Source organism: Shimia litoralis (assembly GCF_005518135.1).
In the GTDB taxonomy this organism is placed as follows: domain Bacteria; phylum Pseudomonadota; class Alphaproteobacteria; order Rhodobacterales; family Rhodobacteraceae; genus Shimia_E; species Shimia_E litoralis.
This window is the reverse complement of the sequence record NZ_SULI01000011.1, coordinates 1-20,409: the sequence shown is the minus strand read 5'-3', so window position 1 is coordinate 20,409 and position 20,409 is coordinate 1. Positions and strand designations below refer to the sequence as shown.

General features: G+C 55.6%; 26 protein-coding genes and 1 tRNA gene. 17 read left to right on the top strand and 10 right to left on the bottom strand.

The genetic code is table 11. From position 1 onward, the window contains the following. Positions 1 to 2: 2 nt before the first annotated feature. Positions 3 to 680, bottom strand: coding sequence for a TIGR04283 family arsenosugar biosynthesis glycosyltransferase (locus FAP39_RS10510; protein ID WP_138016359.1), 678 nt, complete (start codon positions 678 to 680; stop codon positions 3 to 5). A gap of 69 nt (positions 681 to 749) precedes the next feature. Between FAP39_RS10510 and ygfZ the strand changes: the two genes are divergently transcribed. After that, a complete protein-coding gene (gene ygfZ / locus FAP39_RS10505; RefSeq protein ID WP_138016358.1) occupies positions 750 to 1,490 on the top strand; it encodes a CAF17-like 4Fe-4S cluster assembly/insertion protein YgfZ in 741 nt (246 codons plus the stop codon). 176 nt (positions 1,491 to 1,666) lie between these two features. Here the strand turns inward: ygfZ and efp are convergent, their stop codons facing one another. Continuing rightward, positions 1,667 to 2,230, bottom strand: coding sequence for an elongation factor P (gene efp / locus FAP39_RS10500; protein ID WP_138016357.1), 564 nt, complete (start codon positions 2,228 to 2,230; stop codon positions 1,667 to 1,669). 216 nt (positions 2,231 to 2,446) lie between these two features. On the opposite strand from efp, the gene FAP39_RS10495 reads away from it, so the two are divergent. Both FAP39_RS10495 and FAP39_RS10490 read left to right on the top strand, forming a co-directional pair. Beyond that, positions 2,447 to 2,767, top strand: a complete 321-nt coding sequence (locus tag FAP39_RS10495; protein WP_138016356.1) for a DUF6280 family protein — start codon at positions 2,447 to 2,449, stop codon at positions 2,765 to 2,767. Positions 2,768 to 2,846: 79 nt separating this feature from the next. Continuing rightward, positions 2,847 to 3,710 (top strand): DMT family transporter, encoded by an 864-nt coding sequence (locus FAP39_RS10490; RefSeq protein WP_212743419.1) that lies wholly within the window; start codon positions 2,847 to 2,849, stop codon positions 3,708 to 3,710. On the opposite strand, the gene FAP39_RS10485 is transcribed toward FAP39_RS10490, so the two are convergent. The 3 genes from FAP39_RS10485 to FAP39_RS10475 form a co-directional block, all read right to left on the bottom strand. Then, complete coding sequence (locus FAP39_RS10485) at positions 3,711 to 4,676, bottom strand: hypothetical protein (protein ID WP_138016355.1); 966 nt, start codon at positions 4,674 to 4,676, stop codon at positions 3,711 to 3,713. It abuts the gene before it with no gap. A gap of 73 nt (positions 4,677 to 4,749) precedes the next feature. Then, on the bottom strand, positions 4,750 to 6,168 hold the full coding sequence (locus FAP39_RS10480) for a TolC family outer membrane protein (RefSeq protein WP_138016354.1): 1,419 nt from the start codon (positions 6,166 to 6,168) through the stop codon (positions 4,750 to 4,752). A 44-nt stretch (positions 6,169 to 6,212) separates the two neighbouring features. Beyond that, a complete protein-coding gene (locus FAP39_RS10475) occupies positions 6,213 to 6,866 on the bottom strand; it encodes a protein-L-isoaspartate O-methyltransferase family protein (protein ID WP_138016353.1) in 654 nt (217 codons plus the stop codon). Between the two features lie 139 nt (positions 6,867 to 7,005). Here FAP39_RS10475 and FAP39_RS10470 point away from each other — a divergent pair. Then, a tRNA-Cys gene (locus FAP39_RS10470) sits at positions 7,006 to 7,079 on the top strand. A gap of 68 nt (positions 7,080 to 7,147) precedes the next feature. Here FAP39_RS10470 and FAP39_RS10465 read toward each other — a convergent pair. From FAP39_RS10465 to FAP39_RS10455, 3 genes are read right to left on the bottom strand one after another with little or no spacing between them, the layout of a single operon-like run. Continuing rightward, entirely contained in the window at positions 7,148 to 8,179 is a 1,032-nt protein-coding gene (locus tag FAP39_RS10465; protein WP_138016352.1) for a site-specific integrase, read from the bottom strand. Beyond that, on the bottom strand, positions 8,176 to 8,367 hold the full coding sequence (locus FAP39_RS10460; RefSeq protein ID WP_025060031.1) for a hypothetical protein: 192 nt from the start codon (positions 8,365 to 8,367) through the stop codon (positions 8,176 to 8,178). Before FAP39_RS10460 ends, FAP39_RS10465 begins: the two co-directional genes overlap by 4 nt. 24 nt (positions 8,368 to 8,391) lie before the next feature. Continuing rightward, on the bottom strand, positions 8,392 to 8,586 hold the full coding sequence (locus tag FAP39_RS10455; protein ID WP_138016351.1) for an Arc family DNA-binding protein: 195 nt from the start codon (positions 8,584 to 8,586) through the stop codon (positions 8,392 to 8,394). Between the two features lie 84 nt (positions 8,587 to 8,670). Here FAP39_RS10455 and FAP39_RS10450 point away from each other — a divergent pair, with 84 nt between their 5' ends. Then, positions 8,671 to 8,985: an Arc family DNA-binding protein gene (locus FAP39_RS10450; protein ID WP_138016350.1), complete on the top strand. Its 315-nt coding sequence runs from the start codon at positions 8,671 to 8,673 to the stop codon at positions 8,983 to 8,985. A gap of 2 nt (positions 8,986 to 8,987) precedes the next feature. Here FAP39_RS10450 and FAP39_RS17975 read toward each other — a convergent pair whose 3' ends face one another. Then, a complete protein-coding gene (locus FAP39_RS17975; protein ID WP_342777184.1) occupies positions 8,988 to 9,404 on the bottom strand; it encodes a hypothetical protein in 417 nt (138 codons plus the stop codon). A 383-nt stretch (positions 9,405 to 9,787) separates the two neighbouring features. On the opposite strand from FAP39_RS17975, the gene FAP39_RS10440 reads away from it, so the two are divergent. Both FAP39_RS10440 and FAP39_RS10435 read left to right on the top strand, forming a co-directional pair. Next, entirely contained in the window at positions 9,788 to 10,000 is a 213-nt protein-coding gene (locus FAP39_RS10440; protein WP_091429058.1) for a helix-turn-helix domain-containing protein, read from the top strand. Positions 10,001 to 10,002: 2 nt separating this feature from the next. Beyond that, positions 10,003 to 10,203, top strand: coding sequence for a hypothetical protein (locus tag FAP39_RS10435; protein ID WP_138016348.1), 201 nt, complete (start codon positions 10,003 to 10,005; stop codon positions 10,201 to 10,203). A gap of 247 nt (positions 10,204 to 10,450) precedes the next feature. On the opposite strand, the gene FAP39_RS10430 is transcribed toward FAP39_RS10435, so the two are convergent. Next, the gene (locus tag FAP39_RS10430; protein ID WP_138016347.1) at positions 10,451 to 11,359 is read right to left on the bottom strand and encodes a LysR substrate-binding domain-containing protein; all 909 of its coding nucleotides are present in this window, start codon (positions 11,357 to 11,359) and stop codon (positions 10,451 to 10,453) included. A gap of 93 nt (positions 11,360 to 11,452) precedes the next feature. Here FAP39_RS10430 and FAP39_RS10425 point away from each other — a divergent pair, with 93 nt between their 5' ends. Genes FAP39_RS10425 through FAP39_RS10380 form a run of 10 tightly spaced genes read left to right on the top strand, consistent with a single transcriptional unit; the run spans position 11,453 to position 19,675 of the window. Beyond that, on the top strand, positions 11,453 to 12,574 hold the full coding sequence (locus FAP39_RS10425; protein ID WP_138016346.1) for an NAD(P)/FAD-dependent oxidoreductase: 1,122 nt from the start codon (positions 11,453 to 11,455) through the stop codon (positions 12,572 to 12,574). A 19-nt stretch (positions 12,575 to 12,593) separates the two neighbouring features. Next, entirely contained in the window at positions 12,594 to 12,857 is a 264-nt protein-coding gene (locus tag FAP39_RS10420) for a (2Fe-2S)-binding protein (protein WP_246059074.1), read from the top strand. Continuing rightward, on the top strand, positions 12,850 to 14,223 hold the full coding sequence (locus FAP39_RS10415) for an FAD/NAD(P)-dependent oxidoreductase (protein WP_138016344.1): 1,374 nt from the start codon (positions 12,850 to 12,852) through the stop codon (positions 14,221 to 14,223). The genes FAP39_RS10420 and FAP39_RS10415 overlap by 8 nt, the downstream gene beginning before the upstream one ends. A gap of 2 nt (positions 14,224 to 14,225) precedes the next feature. Further along, entirely contained in the window at positions 14,226 to 14,996 is a 771-nt protein-coding gene (locus tag FAP39_RS10410; protein ID WP_138016343.1) for an ABC transporter ATP-binding protein, read from the top strand. A gap of 22 nt (positions 14,997 to 15,018) precedes the next feature. Then, positions 15,019 to 15,795 carry a transporter substrate-binding domain-containing protein gene (locus FAP39_RS10405; RefSeq protein ID WP_138016342.1) on the top strand — a complete coding sequence of 259 codons (777 nt, stop codon included), beginning with the start codon at positions 15,019 to 15,021 and terminating at the stop codon, positions 15,793 to 15,795. A 59-nt stretch (positions 15,796 to 15,854) separates the two neighbouring features. After that, entirely contained in the window at positions 15,855 to 16,547 is a 693-nt protein-coding gene (locus tag FAP39_RS10400; protein ID WP_138016341.1) for an ABC transporter permease, read from the top strand. Further along, a complete protein-coding gene (locus FAP39_RS10395) occupies positions 16,547 to 17,305 on the top strand; it encodes an ABC transporter permease (protein ID WP_138016340.1) in 759 nt (252 codons plus the stop codon). The genes FAP39_RS10400 and FAP39_RS10395 overlap by 1 nt, the downstream gene beginning before the upstream one ends. A 14-nt stretch (positions 17,306 to 17,319) precedes the next feature. Beyond that, a complete protein-coding gene (locus FAP39_RS10390) occupies positions 17,320 to 17,676 on the top strand; it encodes a RidA family protein (protein ID WP_138016339.1) in 357 nt (118 codons plus the stop codon). Further along, a complete protein-coding gene (rocF, locus tag FAP39_RS10385; RefSeq protein WP_138016338.1) occupies positions 17,673 to 18,599 on the top strand; it encodes an arginase in 927 nt (308 codons plus the stop codon). Before FAP39_RS10390 ends, rocF begins: the two co-directional genes overlap by 4 nt. An 8-nt stretch (positions 18,600 to 18,607) precedes the next feature. Next, the gene (locus tag FAP39_RS10380; protein ID WP_138016337.1) at positions 18,608 to 19,675 is read left to right on the top strand and encodes an ornithine cyclodeaminase; all 1,068 of its coding nucleotides are present in this window, start codon (positions 18,608 to 18,610) and stop codon (positions 19,673 to 19,675) included. Positions 19,676 to 20,409 lie beyond the last annotated feature (734 nt).

Genomic DNA, 20,409 nt, shown 5'->3' with positions numbered 1-20,409 from the left:
GCCTAACGGCGGTATGATTGCGCCAGAGATTGCGGCGATACGCCAAAAAAATATCTGGCAAGCGTCCAAAGGTTTTTTCCACTACGCCGGAGCCAGCCTTGGCTTTGGTATTTTTCAGGGCTTGTTACGGCAACCGCATCAAGCGCGATGAGTTTCCCTTTTAGCAATTGTGCCAAGGCGACATCTTCCATCAAGGGCATGTCTGGATAGCCCCCCACATTCTCCAGAAGCGATCGTGGCAGCAGCATTCCTTGATCCCCATAGGGCAGATCAAATGCGCGTGCGCGCCAGTTGGCCCATCCGGCGACCCATCGCCCCATCATGCCGCCCTGCTCAAAAGATAGACGAAAATACCCGGCCTTGGGCGTTGATAGATGCTCTGCCGCAACCGCGCTCCAACCCTCCGAAAGCTGCGTATCGGCATGCAAAACCATCACCCAATCTCCGTGTGCATGTGCCTGCCCTGTTGCGATCTGTCCCCCCCGAGAGGGCGCGGTGTCAACGACAGTCGCGCCAGCCTCTTGGGCGATACGACATGTTTGATCCACCGACCCGCCATCAACAACGATGACATCACGAATGACGCCAGCCTCCATCCCTTCGAACAAGGACAGCAAGCAACCCGGCAGGTGTTTTTCTGCGTTCAAGGTTGGTATTATAACCGAAACTGGTGCGCGCATATCTGCCCCCCCCTGTTGCATAGGCAATTTCTGTCTATATGAACGAAAGGACATAGAACAGGACACCCCATGACCTACGCGCGCGATGTATTTGCCTTAACCGGACCGGACACCGAACATTTCCTTCAAGGGTTGGTGACCAATGATCTTGCGGGCCTGTCCAAGGGGCTTGTCTATGCGGCCATCTTGACCCCACAGGGTAAATACCTTGTTGATTTCTTTTTGATGCAACGCAATGGGACGATTTTTCTTGATGTCGCCTCAGAGCTGGCTGATGGACTGTTGACGCGGCTGTCGATGTACAAGTTGCGGGCAGACGTCACCATTGATCGCACCGATCTTCATGTGCATCGCGGGATTGGGGCAGCACCGGAAGGTGCCTTTGACGACCCGCGTCACTCACAGTTGGGCTGGCGCGCCTACCTCGAGACACCGCAGGCCTCCGACATGACAGATTGGGACGCCATTCGGGTCGCGCATTGCATCCCGGAAACCGGAATTGAACTGGGGCCTGATACCTATATTCTCGAGGCCGGATTTGAGCGCCTGAACGGTGTAGATTTCCGCAAGGGCTGTTATGTGGGCCAAGAGGTCACCGCGCGCATGAAACACAAAACAGAATTGCGCAAAGGCTTGGCAAAAGTCACGCTTGACGGGCAAGCCCCCATAGGAACCAAAATATCCCGTGATGGCAAAGACTGTGGCGTTTTGTTTACCCAAGCCAATGGCCAAGCGATCGCCTATCTGCGGTTTGATCGTGCCGGAACCGGTATGGTGGCAGGCGATGCGGCAGTTTCTTGGGAAGCCTAGCACCAGAAATCAAAGCGGACGGGTGCACAATTTCAGATTCACCGCGTTTTTGGTCGTAAAAATCGCATAAAAATGATGTCCCCAACGTCCAATTTGATAAATTGACGTGAGGTTACATTCCTCACAAAAAAGGGGCCGCCCGACAGGCAGCCCCAAATAGCATCTCAATAAAACGCTTATGCCCGTTCTGAGTATTCCATCGCATCTGTGTTCACGACGATCATTTCATCAACACCCACAAAAGGGGGCACCATGATCTTGACGCCATTATCAAGAACCGCTGGTTTGAACGAATTTGCGGCTGTTTGACCTTTGACGACCGGCTCGGTCTCTACGATCTGGCAGGTCACCTTTTGCGGCACAGTGGCGTTCAGGGCCTCACTCTCGTGGAACTCGACCACGATTGTCATGCCATCCTGCAAGAACGGGCGGCGATCGCCCAAAAGTTCCGCAGGCAACTGAATTTGCTCATAAGTTTCGGTATCCATAAAGACCAGCATGCCGTCATCTTCATAGAGAAACTGTTGATCTTTTTGCTCAAGGCGCACGCGTTCGACCTTGTCGGCGCTGCGAAAGCGTTCATTCAATTTGGACCCGTTGCGCAGGTTGCGCATCTCGACCTGAGCAAAGGCACCGCCCTTACCGGGTTTGACGTGATCCACTTTAACAGCGGCCCAAAGACCACCGTTATGCTCCAGCACATTGCCGGGGCGAATTTCGTTTCCATTGATCTTAGACATATGACAAAACCGTGACGTAAAGGTTGATAACGTGTTCACCGTACCTATATCTGGCCCGTTGACAGGTGGCAAGGTAGCCCATCTCGTACAGGCATCAGCGGAGGTATGCGCAATTTGCATACAAGGCATGCGAATACAGGCTACCCGAATCGATAGAACTCGGTCATAAGAAGCGGCACGCCGAAAACACAAGAGCAATAATACAAGGACGACGAGATGAGAGATTTCGTTGATGGTACGGCCTTCAATAACGAACAGGGAAACCGCGCACGCAAGCTTTTTGCTGCTGTTGTGTTGGCTGCTCTGGACGATGCCATTGCTGATGACAAAAAGTATGGTAATGGCCCTGAACAAATCGCACGCTGGGCGCGCTCGCGCGACGGCCGCGAAGTACTAAGCTGTGCGGGCATTGACCCAAACGAACGTGTTGTTGCCGGTCTTATGGACTTTGTGGGCAAGGGTGTCCGAACATCCGTGGCCCTGTCCCGTGAAGAAAGCGAACGTCGCAACGCAGCGCAACAGGCCGAAGCGGCCTGATCAGGGTCGACTTCAGGAAATACGGCGCGCCCTCTGAGGCGCGCCTTTTCTTTTGGGCGTAAGACAATCGGGTTTCATCATGCAGGAAAATCTGCGCGGCAGCCTTTGGATGATGGCCGCGATGGCTGGTTTCGCCATCGAAGACACCATGATCAAACTCGCCGCACGAGACCTGCCTGTGGGCGAAATCCTGATGATTTTCGGTGCTGGCGGGATGCTGGGTTTTCTGTGCTTAACCTGGCAACGGGGCGAACGGGCCATCGTCCCCGAGATCATCACTCCAGTCGTAGGTTTGCGCGCTCTCTCCGAGGTCATTGGTCGACTGTTCTTTACACTGTCCCTTGCCTTCACAGCGCTCTCAAGCACCTCGGCAATCCTTCAGGCCACACCCCTCGTTGTGACCCTAGGTGCGGCACTCTTTTTTCGCGAACGCGTCGGTGCGCGCCGGTGGGTGGCGATTTTCATCGGTCTGCTTGGGGTATTGCTCATCCTGCGCCCTGCCCCAAGTCTGTTTGAACCCGCCAGCCTTTTGGCCGTGATCGGAATGTTGGGCTTTGCTGGGCGCGACTTGGCGACACGCGGCGCGCCTGCGACGCTGTCGCATATGCAGCTCGGGATCTACGGGTTCTTTGTAATGATCCCTACTGGCTTGATGCTGCTGCTATGGGAAGGGCACGCGCGCTGGCCTTCTCTGGATCAATGGGGATGGCTTGGCGGAGCAATTTTTTTTGGTATAGGCGCCTATTATGCGCTGACCTCTGCCATGCGTCTCGGGGACGTGTCTGTCGTGACACCCTTCCGATACACCCGCCTTGTATTTGCGCTGGTGTTGGCAACGCTGATCTTTGGTGAGACCCCAGATATACTAACGCTTGCAGGAGCTTTGATAGTCGTCGCCAGTGGGCTGTATACCCTAATGACAGCCAGACCTAAGGCAGCGTGATCAATCCAATTCGTGCGCGGCCAAGGCGCGGTGAATTTCGCGACGTACCAGTTTGCGCACGTTCCGTGTGATCCGTTCGCCCAAAGCGCCCTGAAGTTCTTGACGCACGATGTCACTCACCAACTCACGCAGCATAGCCTCGTCAATATAGGTCTCATCGTCATCCGCAATCGTCTCTGTGTCCGGGACAATTGACGACTCAATCGTTTCGGCAACAAATTCTTGTGCTTCAACTTCAATTCGACCTGCGAGCGACGCCAAATCCGCCTCGGGTGCGGTCTCGTCAGATGATCTGCCACCAAAGGATGTCGCCCCGGATGTATCTTGCCATGCCAGAGGCTCAACATCCGTACCTGCGTAATCGCTGTCACCAGGAGAATCCGGTTCAAGGACAGTGTCCTCGTCATGTGCCACGGCGCTCCAGCGCAGAATACGCGAATCGATCTCGTGAGGTACGTCCTCAAGATCGGCGGCTAGGGGTGCGCCACTCTCGCTCGACACTTCTGACAATGAGGGCCGTGGGGCCTCAGCAGCCGTTTCCTCTGCGTCATCGCTCCAAGCAGCCTGTGCTGCGATCTCGTCCAAATTATCCCGCGCCAAATCAGAATCACCCAACTGAGCAACAGTCTCGAGCCCCAGATCCTCATCGCCAAGCGAAACAGGCGCATGCTCCGGTGTATCTGTGTCAGAAGCCCAATGTTGCATAATCGAATCTGCCTGAGATGCACTCTCGGGATCGGCAGACACATCAGGGGATTCTTCGCCTTCGACACGCAGCGCAGGTGTCAAAACCAGACGATCCTCGCACTCTATCTCAGGCGTTGGGTCAGAGGGAACCTGAGCGGTTTCAACCTCGGACAACACTGGCTTTGAGCTTGCTGCGGGATGACGACCATTCTCCGAAACCAATCGACGAATCGAGGACAGAACGTCCTCTATTTCCACATTTGTCACAGCGTCAGTCATCTCTATGCACCACTCTTGCCTCAGCAGAAGTGTACCCCCTGCCAAAAATTATCACAACAGATAGAGAGAATTGTTACTCTTTACCGATAGCTCGAAGAACTTGATCCAGCTTCTTACCGCGCTTGGACGTGAGTGTCGGCGCATCTTTCACCATATTATAATAGGCTTCTGGATCGTAAAGTTCGACACGCAGATTGAGTTGCTCGGCTGTCAGCTGCCCCATGGATGCCAGCACGCCATACGCGGCAATGTACTGTGCGGCACGGGCCGTAATGCGGTTTGATTCGGCATCCAGCAGATCTTGCTCGGCAGTCAACACGTCCAAAGTTGTCCGCGACCCAAGCTTTGCCTCTTCGCGCACACCTTCAAAGGCCACGCGAGATGCTTCGACCTGACGACCACTGGCAGCCAATTGAGCACCGGCAGCGGACAGTTGTGCCCAAGCGTTCCCTGCGGAACGGCGAACGTTATGGCGCGTTACATGCAATGCGGCACGGGTGGCATCGCGCTGCGCCATAGATTTACGGAGCAAGGCCGACAAGCGCCCACCTTGGTAAATCGGGGCGGTCACGTTAAATCCTAGTGACCCAACTTGGCTCTCATAGGTTTCACTAAAGGTTTCCTGAACCCCGTAAGCCCCCTTGAGCTTTACCGTGGGGCCAAGAGAGGCCCGTGTACGCGCAACATTCAATTCAGCCACTGTGATTTCATGCTTTGCACGAATCATATCGGGATGCGCACGTACGGCGACGGCTTTCACCTCGTCACCTGACTTTGGCATTTTAGGTGCAGATGTCGGGGCGACCAACGCCCCAGGCTGATGTCCTGTCACCGATGCAAAATACTCTTGCGATTGCATCAACTGGCCCTGAGACACTGCCAAGTCGGCACGTCCGCCGGCCAAACTTGCCTCGGCGAGGGCAACATCCGTGCGGGTTACTTCGCCAACTTCAAACCGATCTTGAGCCGCTTGCAGTTCGCGCGCCACCAAACGCAGGTTATTTTGACGTAATTCTACGATGCGTGCATCGCGCACCACATGCAAAAACGACTGCACGGCATCAAACAGGACTTGTTGCTCAACAGAGATCAATGCCTGACGTGTTGCCAGAACAGTTTCGCGCGAGGCTTCAACCGCAAGCTTTGTCGCACCATTATCATACAGCAGTAGCTCTAAAGACAGGCCCATTTCGGCCACATTGGTTGCGCTATGTGCACGAAGACCTGCCGACGACGCTGTGATCGCGCTCGAGTTAGTATACGTGACATTGCCGTACCAATTGATAATCGGACGCAGCAAGGCATATGTTGCAGCCGCATCTTCGTCGGCGGCACGCAGCAATGCTTGGTTTTGGTCAAGCAAACCGTTGTGCTCGTACGCAGAGGCCATCGCGTCCGCAAGTGTTTCAGCCGAAGCCGACACAGGCATCAGCGCAGCGCAGGCCGCCGCGAAAAATCCTGCTCTTAGAGTTCGAAATATGCGCTTGGCCATGTATGTCTCTCAAATCAGTATTTTGTTGGGCAGGCCCTACACGTTTACAATGTAAATGCGTGGTGCTTTTCAAAGCCAGGCAATACAGGTGCGCTGGCATTGAACGAAAACCGCCAATTCACGGTCCCATCAATCATATAGCCAACCCGAACAACCCCGAGAGCGCCCTCCATGAAGACCCCAACGATACGTCCGCCATCCTTGAGTTGCGCCAAGAGCGTTTCTGGGACGCGCTCGACCGCGCCTTGAAGCGTCATAACATCGTAAGGACCATGATCTGCTGCCCCTTCGCTTAGGAGGCCCTGATGCAAAATCACATTGTCTGCACCCTGCTCCGCCAGAATGGTCTGCGCCTCAGCCACGCGCTCTTCGTCATCTTCCAGCGCAACCACTGCCTCTGCCATACGCGCAATGACTGCAGAAGAATATCCAAGGCCAGACCCGATATCCAAAACCAGCTCATCTTGCTGAATATCAACTGCATCTAGCATCTTGGCCAAGGTGCGCGGCTCGAGGATAACACGCTGCCCCCCCAGATCCACGTTTTCGCCAATATATGCAGCTTCACGTTTATCACGTGGTACAAAGGCTTCGCGCGGCACAGACAGCATCGCATCAATAACAGGGTATTTGGTGACATCAGAAGGGCGGACCTGTGTGTCAACCATCGTAGTGCGCAGGGCAGTGTAATCGGTCATACTAAACTCGTTCGTTCAGACTCGGGTTAGCTTCTATTGCCACAGATACCAAGCGTCGGCAATGTGATACACATAATTTCATGTCACAGAGCCCTTGCAGCCCCGCAACAGATCAGCTATCTCCCCCGGACCACACGGCGGCGAGTTGGTAGAGTGGTTATGCAGCGGATTGCAAATCCGTGTACACCGGTTCGATTCCGGTACTCGCCTCCAATAAAATCAATGACTTGCGTCATTCTTCCTCTCCTTCACTGCCATTTTTGAAACAACCGTTGAAACTTTCACGTTTCGGTCTTGCTTCGTTCCATTTGATTTCTTGCCTCTTGCGCGCGCTTCGCGAGCTCTCTTTGCCGGATTGGGCCGCCGTACTTTTTCAGCATTTCAACGCCTGAGTGACCGGTGACGGCTTTGACCATCTCGTCATCACATCCGGCCAAATAAAGCTCGATCGTCGCATTTTTCCTGAGCCCATGCGTTTTGTAGTAGCTCGCCTTCTCGTGCTTCATCTTCTTTTTGATGGTGCGCATTTCCTCCGCAACAATCCGGTAGCTCACTGGCCGACCCTTGGCGTCGGTCACAACGGTGCCGTCCATTCGTGCGAGCCCGTCGAGGTGGGCTTTCAGGCGGTCGGTAAGCGGGATCCACAACGGCTTGTCGGTTTTGCCCTGCGTGAAATCGAAACCTTCATCGGAAAAGTGCCCCCACTTCATCTTCACGACATCGCCGATGCGCTGGCCTGTTCCAACGCAAAGCTCGTAGACCAGCCGCGCTCGATTTGAAGCCAGTGCTTCGAACTCGTCACGAACATCATCTGGCCAAGGTTCCCAACCGTCGCTCTGCTGCTTGAAGAGCGGGATGCCCTTTGCCGGATTGCCGTGCTCTTTCTTGATAAAGCCAATCAATCGCGCGTGATTCATCAAGACGACCATGACTTGCACGAGATAGTTGGCTTGCCGCCAATGATCCGCATTGGCGCGGTGAAGCTCATATATGTGATGGGTTTCGATCCTGGCCGGGTCCTTCTCGGCCCAGATCTCGCGAATGTGGCTGATGTACCGCCGATAATCGGATCTCGTCCGGGGCTTCAGCTTCTTGTAGGCGTCGCTCTCGTAGTAGCTAAGAATCAACGCCTCAAAATTGCGCTTCACCGGCGCAGGCGCTGGTTTTCCCTTCAGCAGGCGATTGTAGTGATCCCAAAATTCCGGCGTGCCCGCTTCCTCGTGCATCATGACCGAGATACCGCGTGAACGCCGGATGAATCGGAGGTAACCCCTGTCATTATAGACGTATTTTGGCAGGCTCTTTCGGGTCATTCGCCCATTCTCAAGTCACTATTGAGAAAGTCGTCGGCTGCCTCTGGCGCGACCATGTTGGCATCGACGATGACGCTGCCATCGGGCTTGATCTCGAATTTCGCGCGTTGCCAACCTGCCTCCCGCGCCTCGCGGATGAAGGCCGAGGCTGCCTGTTTCGCCTTTGTCTGTACACTTGCTTTGGTCATCGTATTGGCACCTCTCTCACCTTGTTAACAACGCGCATTATCACCCTGATCCATAATGATTTTCCCAAATGCACTAGGTGCAGAACGTCTGTCCTTCGCTGCGCGAATGGCGCGGATCACTTCTGAGTTTTGGGAGTTTCCATTGCGATCGGACTCCGCCTTGATCCACTCCTTGAGCTCTTGCGGAAGTCGAAGCTGCATTGGTTTACGACTATTCATGAAACGCCTCCAGGTTGAAAACACACCCCATTAGTGGCACTTAGCCACTATTGCGTCAATCGAATTTTATGGCACAGTGCCACTATGTCAGAACAAAGTGCTCAAAATCAGGACAAGTTCATCGTGCGATTGCCGGATGGCCTTCGTGACCGGATACGGCTGGCAGCCGAGAACAACCACCGTAGCATGAACGCTGAGGTCGTTGCCCTCCTTGAAGAAAACTACCCCACACCAGTCCCGGAAAACATCAGCGACCCCGCAGCCCGAATGCTATTCTGGCTCGCCAAACGAATCCGACGGAGAAGCCCGAAACCGGGCTCACCCAGAGATAAGCAAGCCGCCCTATACGAGCGTATTGCGGGCGATATTTCAGAACGCATGAAGGATATCGGGGCATAGCATTAGTAGGCCACCCACTCATACCCGTGATTGCCTTCGTGGTCCTCCCATTCAACGCCGACCCCGCGCCGCCAATTTGATGACGAACAGCGCCGCGACGGCAGAACCCATTGCGGGGCAGCCGCTGGCGTGGTGCGTTGCCAGCCGAATTCGCCCTGCGTGCCGTAGGTCCCGAGGCGCATGTTGTAACTCTCAGAGCAATCGTCGTCGCGACCGCGTTCTCGATGGCTGTAGTGCCGCACATCCCAAACGCGGATCGAGCGTACGAAGTCGAATTCCAAGCCACTGATGTCGATATCGGCACCGCCTTCGACCACCTGCGCTAAAATGAATTGACCAAGGTTCTCTCCCGTTAGAGTGCTTGCGTCCCAAACTCGTGGTGCCGTGCTTTGCAACGGACCTCGCTCTGCAACCCCCATCGGACACCGCCAGATCTGCAACGGCGGCTCGATCGGCCAAGGCGTAATCCGCCTAATGAAAACCGCACGAGCATGGGCACATTCTGCTGAAGCTGGCCACCCGCCAGCCAGGCAAAGCAGAATGGCGCAATCAACTTGGTAGGCTTTTGCTGCCTGCGGAGCCAAACTGGAAACGACACTTATGGCGACCCCGCCAAGCAAATATCGGATGGATTTGAGCCACATATCAATAAGCGCCTTTCGATTTCACTACTATAATATTGATGGTTGTTGCCCAACTTCGCCCCGCACACCATATGCGAGCAAGCGAATAGATCCACTCGCGCGCGCTTTGTGGAATATATTCCGTAGAGCAATTCTTGTGATCTGGCCGAATACAGGTCATGAAATTGAGGGAACAAGTAGGGTTAAATATCCGGAATCTAAGAAATTCCAGAGGATTGAGCCAAGAACAATTAGCTTTAGCTGCTGACCTGGATCGCAGCTATATCAGCGAGATCGAGCTCGCGAAATTCTCAGCATCGATCGATGTTCTAGAGCGGATCGCGTATGCTCTCGAGGTCACTCCCAAGGAATTGTTTAACGAGAGGGGCTAGTTTTGCCCGAATTTGAGAGTGGTCGCACAACCGCCGAAGCCATCGGCCGTATAACGTGCATCAAAACAGGCGACGAAATCGGCCTACTTTATCTGTGGGATAACGGCGACACGCAGGCAGCGCTGCACGAAGACGGCCTGCTTCGATCGACAATCTGCCCAGAGCAAAATGCAGAACCGGACCTTGGTGCAAATCGCGGCTAAGGGCCGGAATGAGCCCATATTGACAAATGCTGCATCGTGCCCGAACAACAGCGAAGCGCGACAAGCTGACTTTAACAGCAACCGAATTGATCGAAACGAGACGTTCACGCGACGCACAAACATTGCAGCGCCACCTTACGTTGCGGCCATTTTTTGAGTGTGCAAGCCTGCGAATCTTGACACATACTGCAGATAAGCGTGCTTTCTTGATCTCGAAGCGATCGGATTGAGCCTATGCAGCAAAAGGTTAACCATCTAGCAGTCGCGCGAATTGTGCATCGACCAGTTCCAGAAATCGTGTTGCGAGGCGTGTGGGTTCTCGAAGCGCTGGCAGCAACAGATCGTATTGAAAAGGCTGTTCGGGATGAAGCGGCTTTGCGACAACTTTTTTCGCAACGGCGAAATTAGCGGCTGTGACGGGCTCGACGATTGAAAGTCCTGCACCACCCGCCACAAGCTCACAGATGGATGCAGATAGCTGAGCCTCTGCGACGACACGAGGTCTCGCATTGCCAGCCGCCATAAACACGTCAGTTTCGGATCTTGTCGAAATCTCAGATCCCAGAGCGACAAATGGCTGTTCATGAAAGTCGCTCGGCTCCAAATAGGCCTTCTCAGCAAGAGGGTGCCCAATTGGCAAAACAGCTCTCATCGACGCAGTGAATATGGGCCTGCGTGTCACTGCCGGATGTTCCGCTTCAATTGCTGCGAACCCAAGGTCGAATTGTTGAGAACTGACGTGTCGGAGAACCGCTTGAGAACTTCTTGTTCGAAGCGACACTGAGACGCCAGGCTCGTCTCTGATAAAGGAAGCAATGACGTCGGGTAGGAATTTCAATGCCAAAGCAGGCATACCCGCGATCAACAAGCTGCCGGTTCGGAAGTCCCGGATATCTTCCGCAACGCGCGCAATCTCGGCCAGACCGACGAATGATCTCTCCACCTCTTCGTAAAGAGCCAAGGCCTCGGATGTCGGTACCAACTGGCGGCCGCGTCGTTCGAACAGCGCAAACCCCACAACGTGTTCCAGATCTGAAATCATTCTGCTGACAGACGGCTGTGTGGTGTTCATGACGGTCGCTGCTGCGGTCACCTTGCCCGTTTCAATGACGGCGCGGAACGCTTCTAGCTGGCGATGTGTGAGGTTGGTCAACATGGTGGATACATATCATAAATGTATGATTAATGCAAAAATGAGAATTTTTCGTATGAAAATAGAAATGCGATCAACTCATCAAGGGGGATTCGCATGTCAACGAAGACATCTGACATCACAGTTATCGGTGGCGGCGTTGTCGGTCTGTCTGTGGCTATCGGGCTATTGCGGGCGGGGAATCGCGTTACTGTCCTTGACGGGGCGGACGGTGATCCTCGCGCGTCACAAGGCAATTTCGGCCTCGTTTGGCTGCAAGGCAAAGGCGCGAGCTACGCACCCTATGCACATCTGACCAGCGAAGCCGTTTCTGGCTGGCCTGAGTTTGCATCCCTCATCGAAGACCTCTCCGGCGTTAATCTCTCATTGGATCAATCTGGTGGGTATGAGTTCTTTACCGAAGAGGCAGAGTTCCGAGACTTTGCCGCCGACCTGAAACAGCAGCAGCAGTTTCTTGGCAATCACTTCAGTTTTGAAACCATTCAGGGCGATGATCTGCGTCGGTCGCACCCTCAGATTGGGGCCGGTGTGGTGGGTGCTACATTCTCTGCGCTCGATGGCCATGTGAATCCCCTGAGGCTGCTGAAAGCGTTGAAACAAGCAGTTGCCGCTTTGGGCGGCGAGATCGTGAACGATGCGCACGTGACGGATGTTTCCGGTGGGAGTTCGGGTTTCGACTTCTCGCTGCGTTCAGGCGCACATCACGGAGCCGATCGCGTGGTGCTGGCAGCAGGGCTGGGGGCGGCGACCCTCGCAGAGAGACTTGGGTTTCAGACACGGGTCAGGCCCCAGCGGGGCGAATTGCTGATCACAGAAAAACTGTCCGAGCGTTTGCCATTCCTGTCGAGCACGATCCGCCAAACGGATGAAGGCGGCCTTCAAATCGGCGGAACCAAAGCCGATGCGGGCTATGATGATAGCGAAACTCTGGATGTCATGGCGGGCCTTGCGCAACACGCGGTGACCGTCCTGCCTACGCTACACGACCTGCGTGTTGTCAGGGCCTGGGGCGCGCTGCGTGTGATGTCGCCAGACGGCCATCCGGTCTATGCCCGCTCGTCCACGCTTCCCGGCGCGTATCTAGTGACCTGCCACAGCGGCGTGACGCTCGCCCCGTTCCACGGCGGCGCCCTGGCCCAATGGATCGACGACACCACTGATGCACCAAATCTGGGGGCTTTCGATGAAGATCGATTCACGCTTTCTCCCGCGGCCTGAGGCAGAGGAGTGCATCACCATGACGCTGGATGGCGCGCCCATCGAGGCGCTGCCCGGAGATACTGTTGCCGCTGCGGTGCTTGCCCATTCGGGCAAAGCGTTTCGGACCACGGCCCATGAAACGCCACGTGCGGCCTATTGCATGATGGGTGTGTGTTTCGAATGCCTGTTGGAGATCGATGGCAAAGCGAACGTGCAGGGCTGCATGACAGTTGCAGAGGATGGTATGGTGGTCCGCCGCCAAAACGGATTGCGCAGGCTGAACGGTGATACAGATGAGTGACGCGGATCTCATCATAATCGGCGCAGGACCGGCGGGCATGGCTGCAGCGTCGTCCGCAGCGCGCGGTGGTTTGCGCGTGTTGCTTCTGGATGAACAGCCGCGCGCAGGCGGGCAAATCTATCGCGATTTTGCATTGAACGCGGGTCGCAAAGCCTACTTGGGCAAAGAATACTTGGCAGGACGCGCCCTTGTTGATGGGCTCGACGTGGCAAATGTCCGGCAGGAATTTGGCGCCTCGGTCTGGCGGCTGGAGCCGGGATCGCGCGTTGTCTGGTCTCAAGACGGGGTCAGTCGGGTCTCAACGGCCCCGCATGTTCTTCTGGCGGGCGGCGCGCAGGAGCGCCCGACCCCATTCCCCGGATGGACATTGCCTGGTGTCATGTCAGCGGGTGCCGCTCAGGTGCTGATGAAAAACGCAGGCCTGCTCCCGCGCGACGCTGTTTTGGCAGGGTCGGGGCCACTGCTATATCTGATCGCCGCGCAAATGATTGACGCGGGTGCGCCGCCGAAAGCGCTGGTTGAAACACAATCCATGCGCAGCTTGATAGGCGCTTCCCGCCATTTGCCGCGTGCGCTGTTGGCAGCACCCACGCTGATCAAAGGCCTCGGAATGATCCGCAAGATCAAACGCGCTGGCGTACCGCGATTTACAGGCGCGTCGGGATTTGTCGCGACGCAAACTGCGACAGGCGATTTATCCCTCTCATTCAATTCCGCTGCCCGAACACGTACTCTGGTCACGCCGCTAGTACTCATGCATCAAGGCGTAGTTCCTTCCACCCACATGAGCCGCGCAAGCGGTGTTAAACATGTGTGGAACGATGTGCAAAAGGCGTATCAGCCGGTCACTGATCAATGGGGCGGCACCGACGTTCCTGGGTTGCACATCGCGGGTGACGGTGCTGGGATCGGCGGTGCAGATGCAGCGAAAGCTGCGGGTGAGCTTGCGGCTTTAAACATTCTGCACCGGCTTGATCGGCTAAGCGAAGACAAGCGCAACCAACGCGCGGCGGGACCGCTTGCTGACTTGCGGCAGGCTATGGCGATCCGCCCTTTTCTCGATGCTGCATACGCACCGATCCCAGAACTTTCCGACCCAGTGGGTGACACGATTGTCTGCCGTTGCGAGGAAATTTCCGCCGAGGCCATCCGCACTGCCCACCGCAGCGGCGCCCAGGGTCCACGACAAGTCAAGACCGCGACACGCGCCGGCATGGGACCCTGCCAAGGGCGCATGTGCGACCTGACCGTTCGCGGCATCCTCATATCCTGCGGCGCAGAGGCAACAGTACCACGCGCACGCACACCCATCAAACCTGTGAAGCTCGGCGAATTGGCCGCGCTCGCACCGTCTCAGGAGGCATGATCATGGCTGATCACCCAGCACTCAAAGTTGATGACTTGCACAAGAGTTTTGGCGCACATCACGTCATCAAGGGCGTCTCGATGGAAGCGCAAAAGGGCGATGTGATTGCAATCCTCGGGGCTTCTGGCTCCGGCAAAAGCACGTTTTTGCGTTGCATCAACCTGCTTGAGACACCCAATTCCGGCGATGTTTACCTCGCCGGTGAGAAGATGCGCATGAAACAGAACCGGCATGGCGAAACGGTTCCCGAGGACATCAGACAGGTTGAGCGCATGCGATCCCGCCTCGCGATGGTGTTCCAAGGGTTTAATTTGTGGTCCCACATGACGGTGCTGGAGAACGTGTTGGAGGGCCCGGTTTTCGTTCAGAAAACCCCAAAAGCAGAGGCGCGCGAAAAGGCGCAAGCATTGCTTGCCAAGGTCGGGCTTTCGGACCGCGCCGACTATTACCCTGCGCATTTGTCCGGCGGCCAACAGCAGCGCGTCGCCATTGCCCGCGCTTTGGCGATGGACCCGGATGTGATGCTGTTTGATGAGCCAACTTCGGCGCTTGATCCTGAGCTTGTGGGCGAAGTTCTCAGCGTCATGCGGGATCTGGCAGACGAGGGCCGCACAATGCTTGTCGTTACCCACGAAATGGGTTTTGCGCGCGATGTTTCATCCAAGACCGTGTTCCTGCACCAGGGCGAGGTCTGCGAAGAAGGCGCGCCGTCTGAACTCTTTACCAATCCAGAAACCGAGCAATTCCGGGCCTTTTTGTCCCGAATGAACTGATCCAATCCAAGGAGGAACCATCATGATCAGAAATACTATCCTCGCCGCAGTTGCGGCATTTGCAGTCGCCGGACCCGCATTGGCAGCAGACCCGCTGCGTGTAGGCGTTGAGGGGGCATACCCTCCGTTTTCGTCAAAGGAAGCGGACGGCACGCTTGTCGGCTTTGACATCGAAATGGCCAACGCGCTTTGTGCAGAGCTTCAGCGTGAATGTGTTCTGGTCGAGCAGGACTGGGACGGCATGATCCCTGCGCTTAAAGCACGCAAATTCGACGCTATTGTCGCATCGATGTCGATCACCGAAGAGCGCAAGACCCAGATCGACTTCTCCCAGAAGTACTACCAGACGCCCGCGCGCGTTGTTGCTGGCAATGATTCCGCCATCGAAGGGACTGCCGAGAGTCTCGCGGGTAAGCGCTTGGGGCTTCAGCGTGGTACAACCCACCAGTGCTACGCCGAGAAATTCTTCCCGGATGCGGAAATCGTTCTGTATGCAACTCAGGAAGAAGTCTTCCGCGATCTGGCCATTGGCCGTATCGACGCACAGCTGGCAGACAGCCTGCTGGCGGAAAAGAGCTTCCTGTCCACTGATGAGGGTGCGAAATTCGGCTTTGCTGGTGGCGATCAAACCGATCTGGAGTGCTATGGCGAAGGTGTTGGGGTTGCGGTTCGTCAGGGCGAAGAAGAGTTGCGCGATGCGATCAGCGCAGCGATCCTTGCACTGCGCGAGAACGGTACCTACGCGCAGATCAACGATAAGTATTTCCCTTTCGACATTTACGGCGGTCGTCCTGAGTAAGGCTGCGATCACTCGCGGGGCCAATCGGCTTGGCCCCGCGAATTCAAACGGAGATCACCATGGACCTCATTTTCGAATATCGATCTCAGCTGGTTGACGGCACCATTGTGACGATCCAACTGGCATTGGCGTCCTTGGTTGTCTCTCTGGCTCTTGGTCTTCTCGGGGCTTGGGCCAAACTGTCATCGTCGCGCTTGGCGCAACGATTGGCAGGCGTCTACACCTCTGTAGTGCGGGGAGTGCCGGACCTCGTCTTGATCCTTTTGGTCTTCTTTGGCGGGCAAGTAACGGTAAATGCGATCGGATATTCCACGGGTCTTTGGGGCTATGTGGACGTCAACCAATTCGTTTCCGGCTTTATGACCATCGGCGTTATTTTCGGCGCCTATTTTACCGAAACATTCCGCGGAGCCATCATGGCAATCCCGCGTGGGCAGATCGAGGCCGGGATCAGCTGCGGCATGCCAAAATCGCTAATTTTTCGCCATGTCATTTGGCCACAAATGGTGCGCTACGCGCTGCCGGGCTTCACGAACAACTGGCTGGTACAACTGAAGACCACTGCGCTGGTCTCTGTCATCGGTCTGCAAGACCTTGTCTACAATGCTTTCACCGCGGGACGATCCACGGGAAAATTGTTTACCTTCATGGCCGCCGCCTTTGTGATTTATCTGGTTCTAACAGCGGTATCTGACCTCGCGCTGCGCGCGCTGGAGCGTAGATACAGCCGCGGTGTCGTGAGGGCGATGTGATGGAAGCCATTCTCGACTTCATCCCACTCGACATCAGTTTGGTCGCTCAGAACTTTGACCGCTTTCTGTGGGGCGTTTGGGTCACTCTGAACCTGACATTTCTTGCGCTCCTTTGCGGCGGCGTGCTCGCGATCCCGATGGCGATTGCCCGGGCATCACGGCATCCGATATTCAACCCGATGGTCTGGACATACACCTATGTGTTCCGCGGCACGCCACTTTTGGTGCAGACCTTCCTGATTTACTACGGGCTGGGTCAGTTTGAGGCCGTACGCGAAAGCTGGCTCTGGGATCCAATCCTGTCGTCTGCCTGGTGGTGTGCCTTTATCGCCTTCACCCTTAACACGGCCGCCTACACGACAGAACTGCTGCGCGGTGCGATCATCGACACGCCCAAGGGCGAAGTCGAGGCGGCCATCGCAACCGGGCATTCTTATGGGTCTCGCATGCGGCGGATCATCCTGCCGTCCGCATTCCGCCGGGCGATCCCAGCCTATTCGAACGAGGTGATCTTCATGCTGCACGGCTCGGTTGTGGCCAGCACCATCACGTTGCAAGACATCCTCGGTGTCGGTCGTTGGCTGAATGGACGCTACTACCTTGCCTATGAAGGCTTCATCACGGCGGCTCTGCTGTATTTCCTGATCGTCCTAGTGATCACATGGGTCTTCCGTTGGCTGGAACGCCGCTATCTGCGCCACCTTGCTGACCGGCGCACAGATGCCCCTGCAGATGCCACACTCGAACCGACACGCTGAAAGATGAGAACGCAATGATCGAACGAAAGCACACGAACGCTCGCATGAGCAAGATCGTCACCCACAACGGCACCGTCTATTTGTGTGGTCAGGTGGGCAGCGGGGCGGATGTTGCCGAACAAACCCGCGATTGCCTGTCACGTGTCGACGCCTTGTTGAAAGAGGCGGGGTCTTCCAAGAAACACATCTTGCAAGCCATCGTCTGGCTTGCGCATATGAATGACTTCGATGCGATGAACGAGGTCTGGGACGCTTGGGTGCCAGAAAACTACGCACCCGCGCGCGCCTGCGGTGAAGCGCGTTTGGCAGGATCAGATCTATTGGTCGAGGTGATCGTGACCGCAGCCGTAGATGAAGGAGCATCGCGATGAGTGTAGGAAAGTGCATCCTGATTGGTGCTGGCATGGATTGCGGAAAACGCCGTCGGGGCTGCGTCATGGGACCCGATGCCTATCGCACCGCTGGGATTGCTGAGGAATTGTCTTCGCTTGGGTGGCAGGTCGAAGATCGGGGCAATGTTGATGGACCGGTTTGGGTTGAAGACGCACCGAAAGGTGAGGTTCACGCTTTGACCGAATGCATCTCATGGACAGAAAAACTGGCTAAGGCGTCAAAGACGGCCATGAAACAAGGGTTTCCCGTGTTCATGGGGGGCGATCACGCGTTGTCACTCGGGACTGTCGCAGGTGTTGCGGCGCATGCGGCTGAACGAGGCAGACCTCTTTTTGTGCTGTGGCTTGATGCTCATCCCGACATCAACACGCCCCAGACTACGACGTCTGGCAACCTGCATGGCACACCGATTGCCTATCTAACCGGGCAGGATGGTTTTGAAGGCTTTCCGCCTGTTCCCGCACCTGTTCCGACCGAAAACGTCTGTTTTATCGGTCTACGTTCGGTCGACAAGCCAGAACGTGAGTTCATTCAGCAATCTGGCATGACAGCCATCGACATGCGCTACATCGATGAGCGGGGAATCGCAGCACCCTTGCGCGAATTTCTCGAAAAGGTCGCTGCCGCGAACGGACTACTGCATGTTTCGCTCGACGTAGATTTCTTGGAACCGTCTATAGCACCAGCCGTTGGCACGACTGTTCCCGGCGGCGCGACCTTCCGCGAGGCTCATCTTGTGATGGAAATCCTCCACGACAGTGATCTGGTGACATCACTCGATCTCGTCGAGCTTAATCCTTTTCTCGATGATCGCGGCAAGACCGCAAGCCTGATGGTCGATCTAACCGCATCCCTGTTTGGCAGGCGCGTATTCGACCGCCCCACCCATAGCTATACTTGAGGCCCTGAATGTCCGCACCTTCCACAACAACGGCTCCCGCCCCATCCGATCTCGCCTTCATTCGCTTTGTCAGCGTGGAGAACATGATGAAACTGGTCCACAGCATTGGCGTAGAGACCATGCTGAAAGACCTGTCGCGCTATATTGAAGATGACTTCAAACGATGGGAGCAATTCGACAAGACCCCGCGCGTCGCCAGCCATTCCGAGGAGGGCGTCATCGAACTGATGCCGACATCCGACGGTGAGGATTACGGCTTCAAATACGTGAATGGCCACCCCAAGAACATGAGGGAGGGCCTGCAAACTGTAACGGCCTTCGGCCTGCTTGCGCGTGTTGATACGGGCTATCCCGAACTTCTGACTGAGATGACCTTGCTTACAGCTCTGCGGACGGCTGCGACAAGCGCGATGGTGGCAAGCCATCTGGCACCAAAGGGAGCCACGACAATGGCGATGATCGGCAATGGCGCGCAATCCGAGTTTCAGGCCATGGCGATGTGGGCGGTCAATGGTGTGAGCACGCTTCGGCTTTACGATATTGACAGCGCAGCGACCGACAAAGCCGTTCGCAACCTGTCAAGCCAAGGGTTCAAGCTGGTCGCTTGCGCGACACCGGAAGAAGCCATCGAAGGTGCTCAGATCATTACTACATGCACAGCCGATAAACAGTATGCCACAATTCTGTCGGACAACATGGTCGGGGCCGGTGTCCACATTAACGCCATTGGCGGTGATTGCCCCGGCAAAACGGAGTTGCACAAGGACATCTTGGCCCGTTCTGACGTCTTTGTGGAGTATCCGCCCCAGACCCGGATCGAAGGCGAAATTCAGCAAATGCCTGATGACTTTCCTGTCACCGAGATGTGGCAGGTCATTACAGGCACCACGCCCGGACGGACAAATGACCGCCAGATCACGCTCTTTGACGGTGTAGGCTTTGCCATCGAGGACTTCAGTGCACTGCGCTACGTCCGCGACCAGCTCCGCGACATTCCCTATTTTGAAAAGCTCGACATCATCGCTGACCCCGACGACCCGCGGGATCTCTTTGGCATGCTTCAGCGCGCAAAATAGAATGTTGACGCTTTGTGATCTGGAGCACAAATTAACAGTCTGAGTGTCCTTAGTGCCGTTGGCATCGGCCGCAAAGTGCGCAAAGCAGACCTCAAAACCCAAGAAACGAACGGCAAAAATCCCCCATTGGCGACCTTCGCCACCATGATTGTGAGTGGCTGCTTTCGCGACGACGCAGCCACTCCTAACTACCACTCCTCAAAACTTCCAAAACGCGCGCATAGTCTTCGCTGACTGCCCGCACTTGCTCAAAAACCTCACGTCGCTCTTGGTCCTGGCACCGGAAGTACTGTTCGGCATCGTCAAAGTATGCCTCTGCGTCACGCCTCAACAGGTCAGCATATGCCCTGACATCATCGGGATCGGTGGGCATCCATGGCGGCACAGGCGGCAGGCAACTGCCCGCGATCGCGGCAGAACCCCAACTCAAAATAGCCAGTGCTGCCCATGTTTGTTTCAAAAGCGCCATATTATCTTGGCTCAACCACTCCGTTGCAGTAAATTTGTTTCAACGCATGAAAGGCGCAACAACTCAAATTGCACCTATTGATTGCAAAGTTATAATATTGTATCGGTTCGGTAGTCCATGAGGGACTGCCGGGCTAATGCACAATTCTGCAAGGCTCGATCCTATGAACTTGATGCAAGACGCCCCCAATGTTGTCAGTGTTGAATGTCACTGAGAACTGACCCGGTAGAGGTCAGAATTGTCACTGAGAAATGACCCATGTGTA

Coding starts and splice junctions, on each gene's coding strand:
- FAP39_RS10510 (WP_138016359.1), bottom strand. CDS start 680: ATGCGCGCACCAGTTTCGGTTATAATACCAACCTTGAACGCAGAAAAA.
- ygfZ (WP_138016358.1), top strand. CDS start 750: ATGACCTACGCGCGCGATGTATTTGCCTTAACCGGACCGGACACCGAA.
- efp (WP_138016357.1), bottom strand. CDS start 2,230: ATGTCTAAGATCAATGGAAACGAAATTCGCCCCGGCAATGTGCTGGAG.
- FAP39_RS10495 (WP_138016356.1), top strand. CDS start 2,447: ATGAGAGATTTCGTTGATGGTACGGCCTTCAATAACGAACAGGGAAAC.
- FAP39_RS10490 (WP_212743419.1), top strand. CDS start 2,847: ATGCAGGAAAATCTGCGCGGCAGCCTTTGGATGATGGCCGCGATGGCT.
- FAP39_RS10485 (WP_138016355.1), bottom strand. CDS start 4,676: ATGACTGACGCTGTGACAAATGTGGAAATAGAGGACGTTCTGTCCTCG.
- FAP39_RS10480 (WP_138016354.1), bottom strand. CDS start 6,168: ATGGCCAAGCGCATATTTCGAACTCTAAGAGCAGGATTTTTCGCGGCG.
- FAP39_RS10475 (WP_138016353.1), bottom strand. CDS start 6,866: ATGACCGATTACACTGCCCTGCGCACTACGATGGTTGACACACAGGTC.
- FAP39_RS10465 (WP_138016352.1), bottom strand. CDS start 8,179: ATGACCCGAAAGAGCCTGCCAAAATACGTCTATAATGACAGGGGTTAC.
- FAP39_RS10460 (WP_025060031.1), bottom strand. CDS start 8,367: ATGACCAAAGCAAGTGTACAGACAAAGGCGAAACAGGCAGCCTCGGCC.
- FAP39_RS10455 (WP_138016351.1), bottom strand. CDS start 8,586: ATGAATAGTCGTAAACCAATGCAGCTTCGACTTCCGCAAGAGCTCAAG.
- FAP39_RS10450 (WP_138016350.1), top strand. CDS start 8,671: ATGTCAGAACAAAGTGCTCAAAATCAGGACAAGTTCATCGTGCGATTG.
- FAP39_RS17975 (WP_342777184.1), bottom strand. CDS start 9,404: ATGGGGGTTGCAGAGCGAGGTCCGTTGCAAAGCACGGCACCACGAGTT.
- FAP39_RS10440 (WP_091429058.1), top strand. CDS start 9,788: ATGAAATTGAGGGAACAAGTAGGGTTAAATATCCGGAATCTAAGAAAT.
- FAP39_RS10430 (WP_138016347.1), bottom strand. CDS start 11,359: ATGTTGACCAACCTCACACATCGCCAGCTAGAAGCGTTCCGCGCCGTC.
- FAP39_RS10425 (WP_138016346.1), top strand. CDS start 11,453: ATGTCAACGAAGACATCTGACATCACAGTTATCGGTGGCGGCGTTGTC.
- FAP39_RS10420 (WP_246059074.1), top strand. CDS start 12,594: ATGACGCTGGATGGCGCGCCCATCGAGGCGCTGCCCGGAGATACTGTT.
- FAP39_RS10415 (WP_138016344.1), top strand. CDS start 12,850: ATGAGTGACGCGGATCTCATCATAATCGGCGCAGGACCGGCGGGCATG.
- FAP39_RS10410 (WP_138016343.1), top strand. CDS start 14,226: ATGGCTGATCACCCAGCACTCAAAGTTGATGACTTGCACAAGAGTTTT.
- FAP39_RS10405 (WP_138016342.1), top strand. CDS start 15,019: ATGATCAGAAATACTATCCTCGCCGCAGTTGCGGCATTTGCAGTCGCC.
- FAP39_RS10400 (WP_138016341.1), top strand. CDS start 15,855: ATGGACCTCATTTTCGAATATCGATCTCAGCTGGTTGACGGCACCATT.
- FAP39_RS10395 (WP_138016340.1), top strand. CDS start 16,547: ATGGAAGCCATTCTCGACTTCATCCCACTCGACATCAGTTTGGTCGCT.
- FAP39_RS10390 (WP_138016339.1), top strand. CDS start 17,320: ATGATCGAACGAAAGCACACGAACGCTCGCATGAGCAAGATCGTCACC.
- rocF (WP_138016338.1), top strand. CDS start 17,673: ATGAGTGTAGGAAAGTGCATCCTGATTGGTGCTGGCATGGATTGCGGA.
- FAP39_RS10380 (WP_138016337.1), top strand. CDS start 18,608: ATGTCCGCACCTTCCACAACAACGGCTCCCGCCCCATCCGATCTCGCC.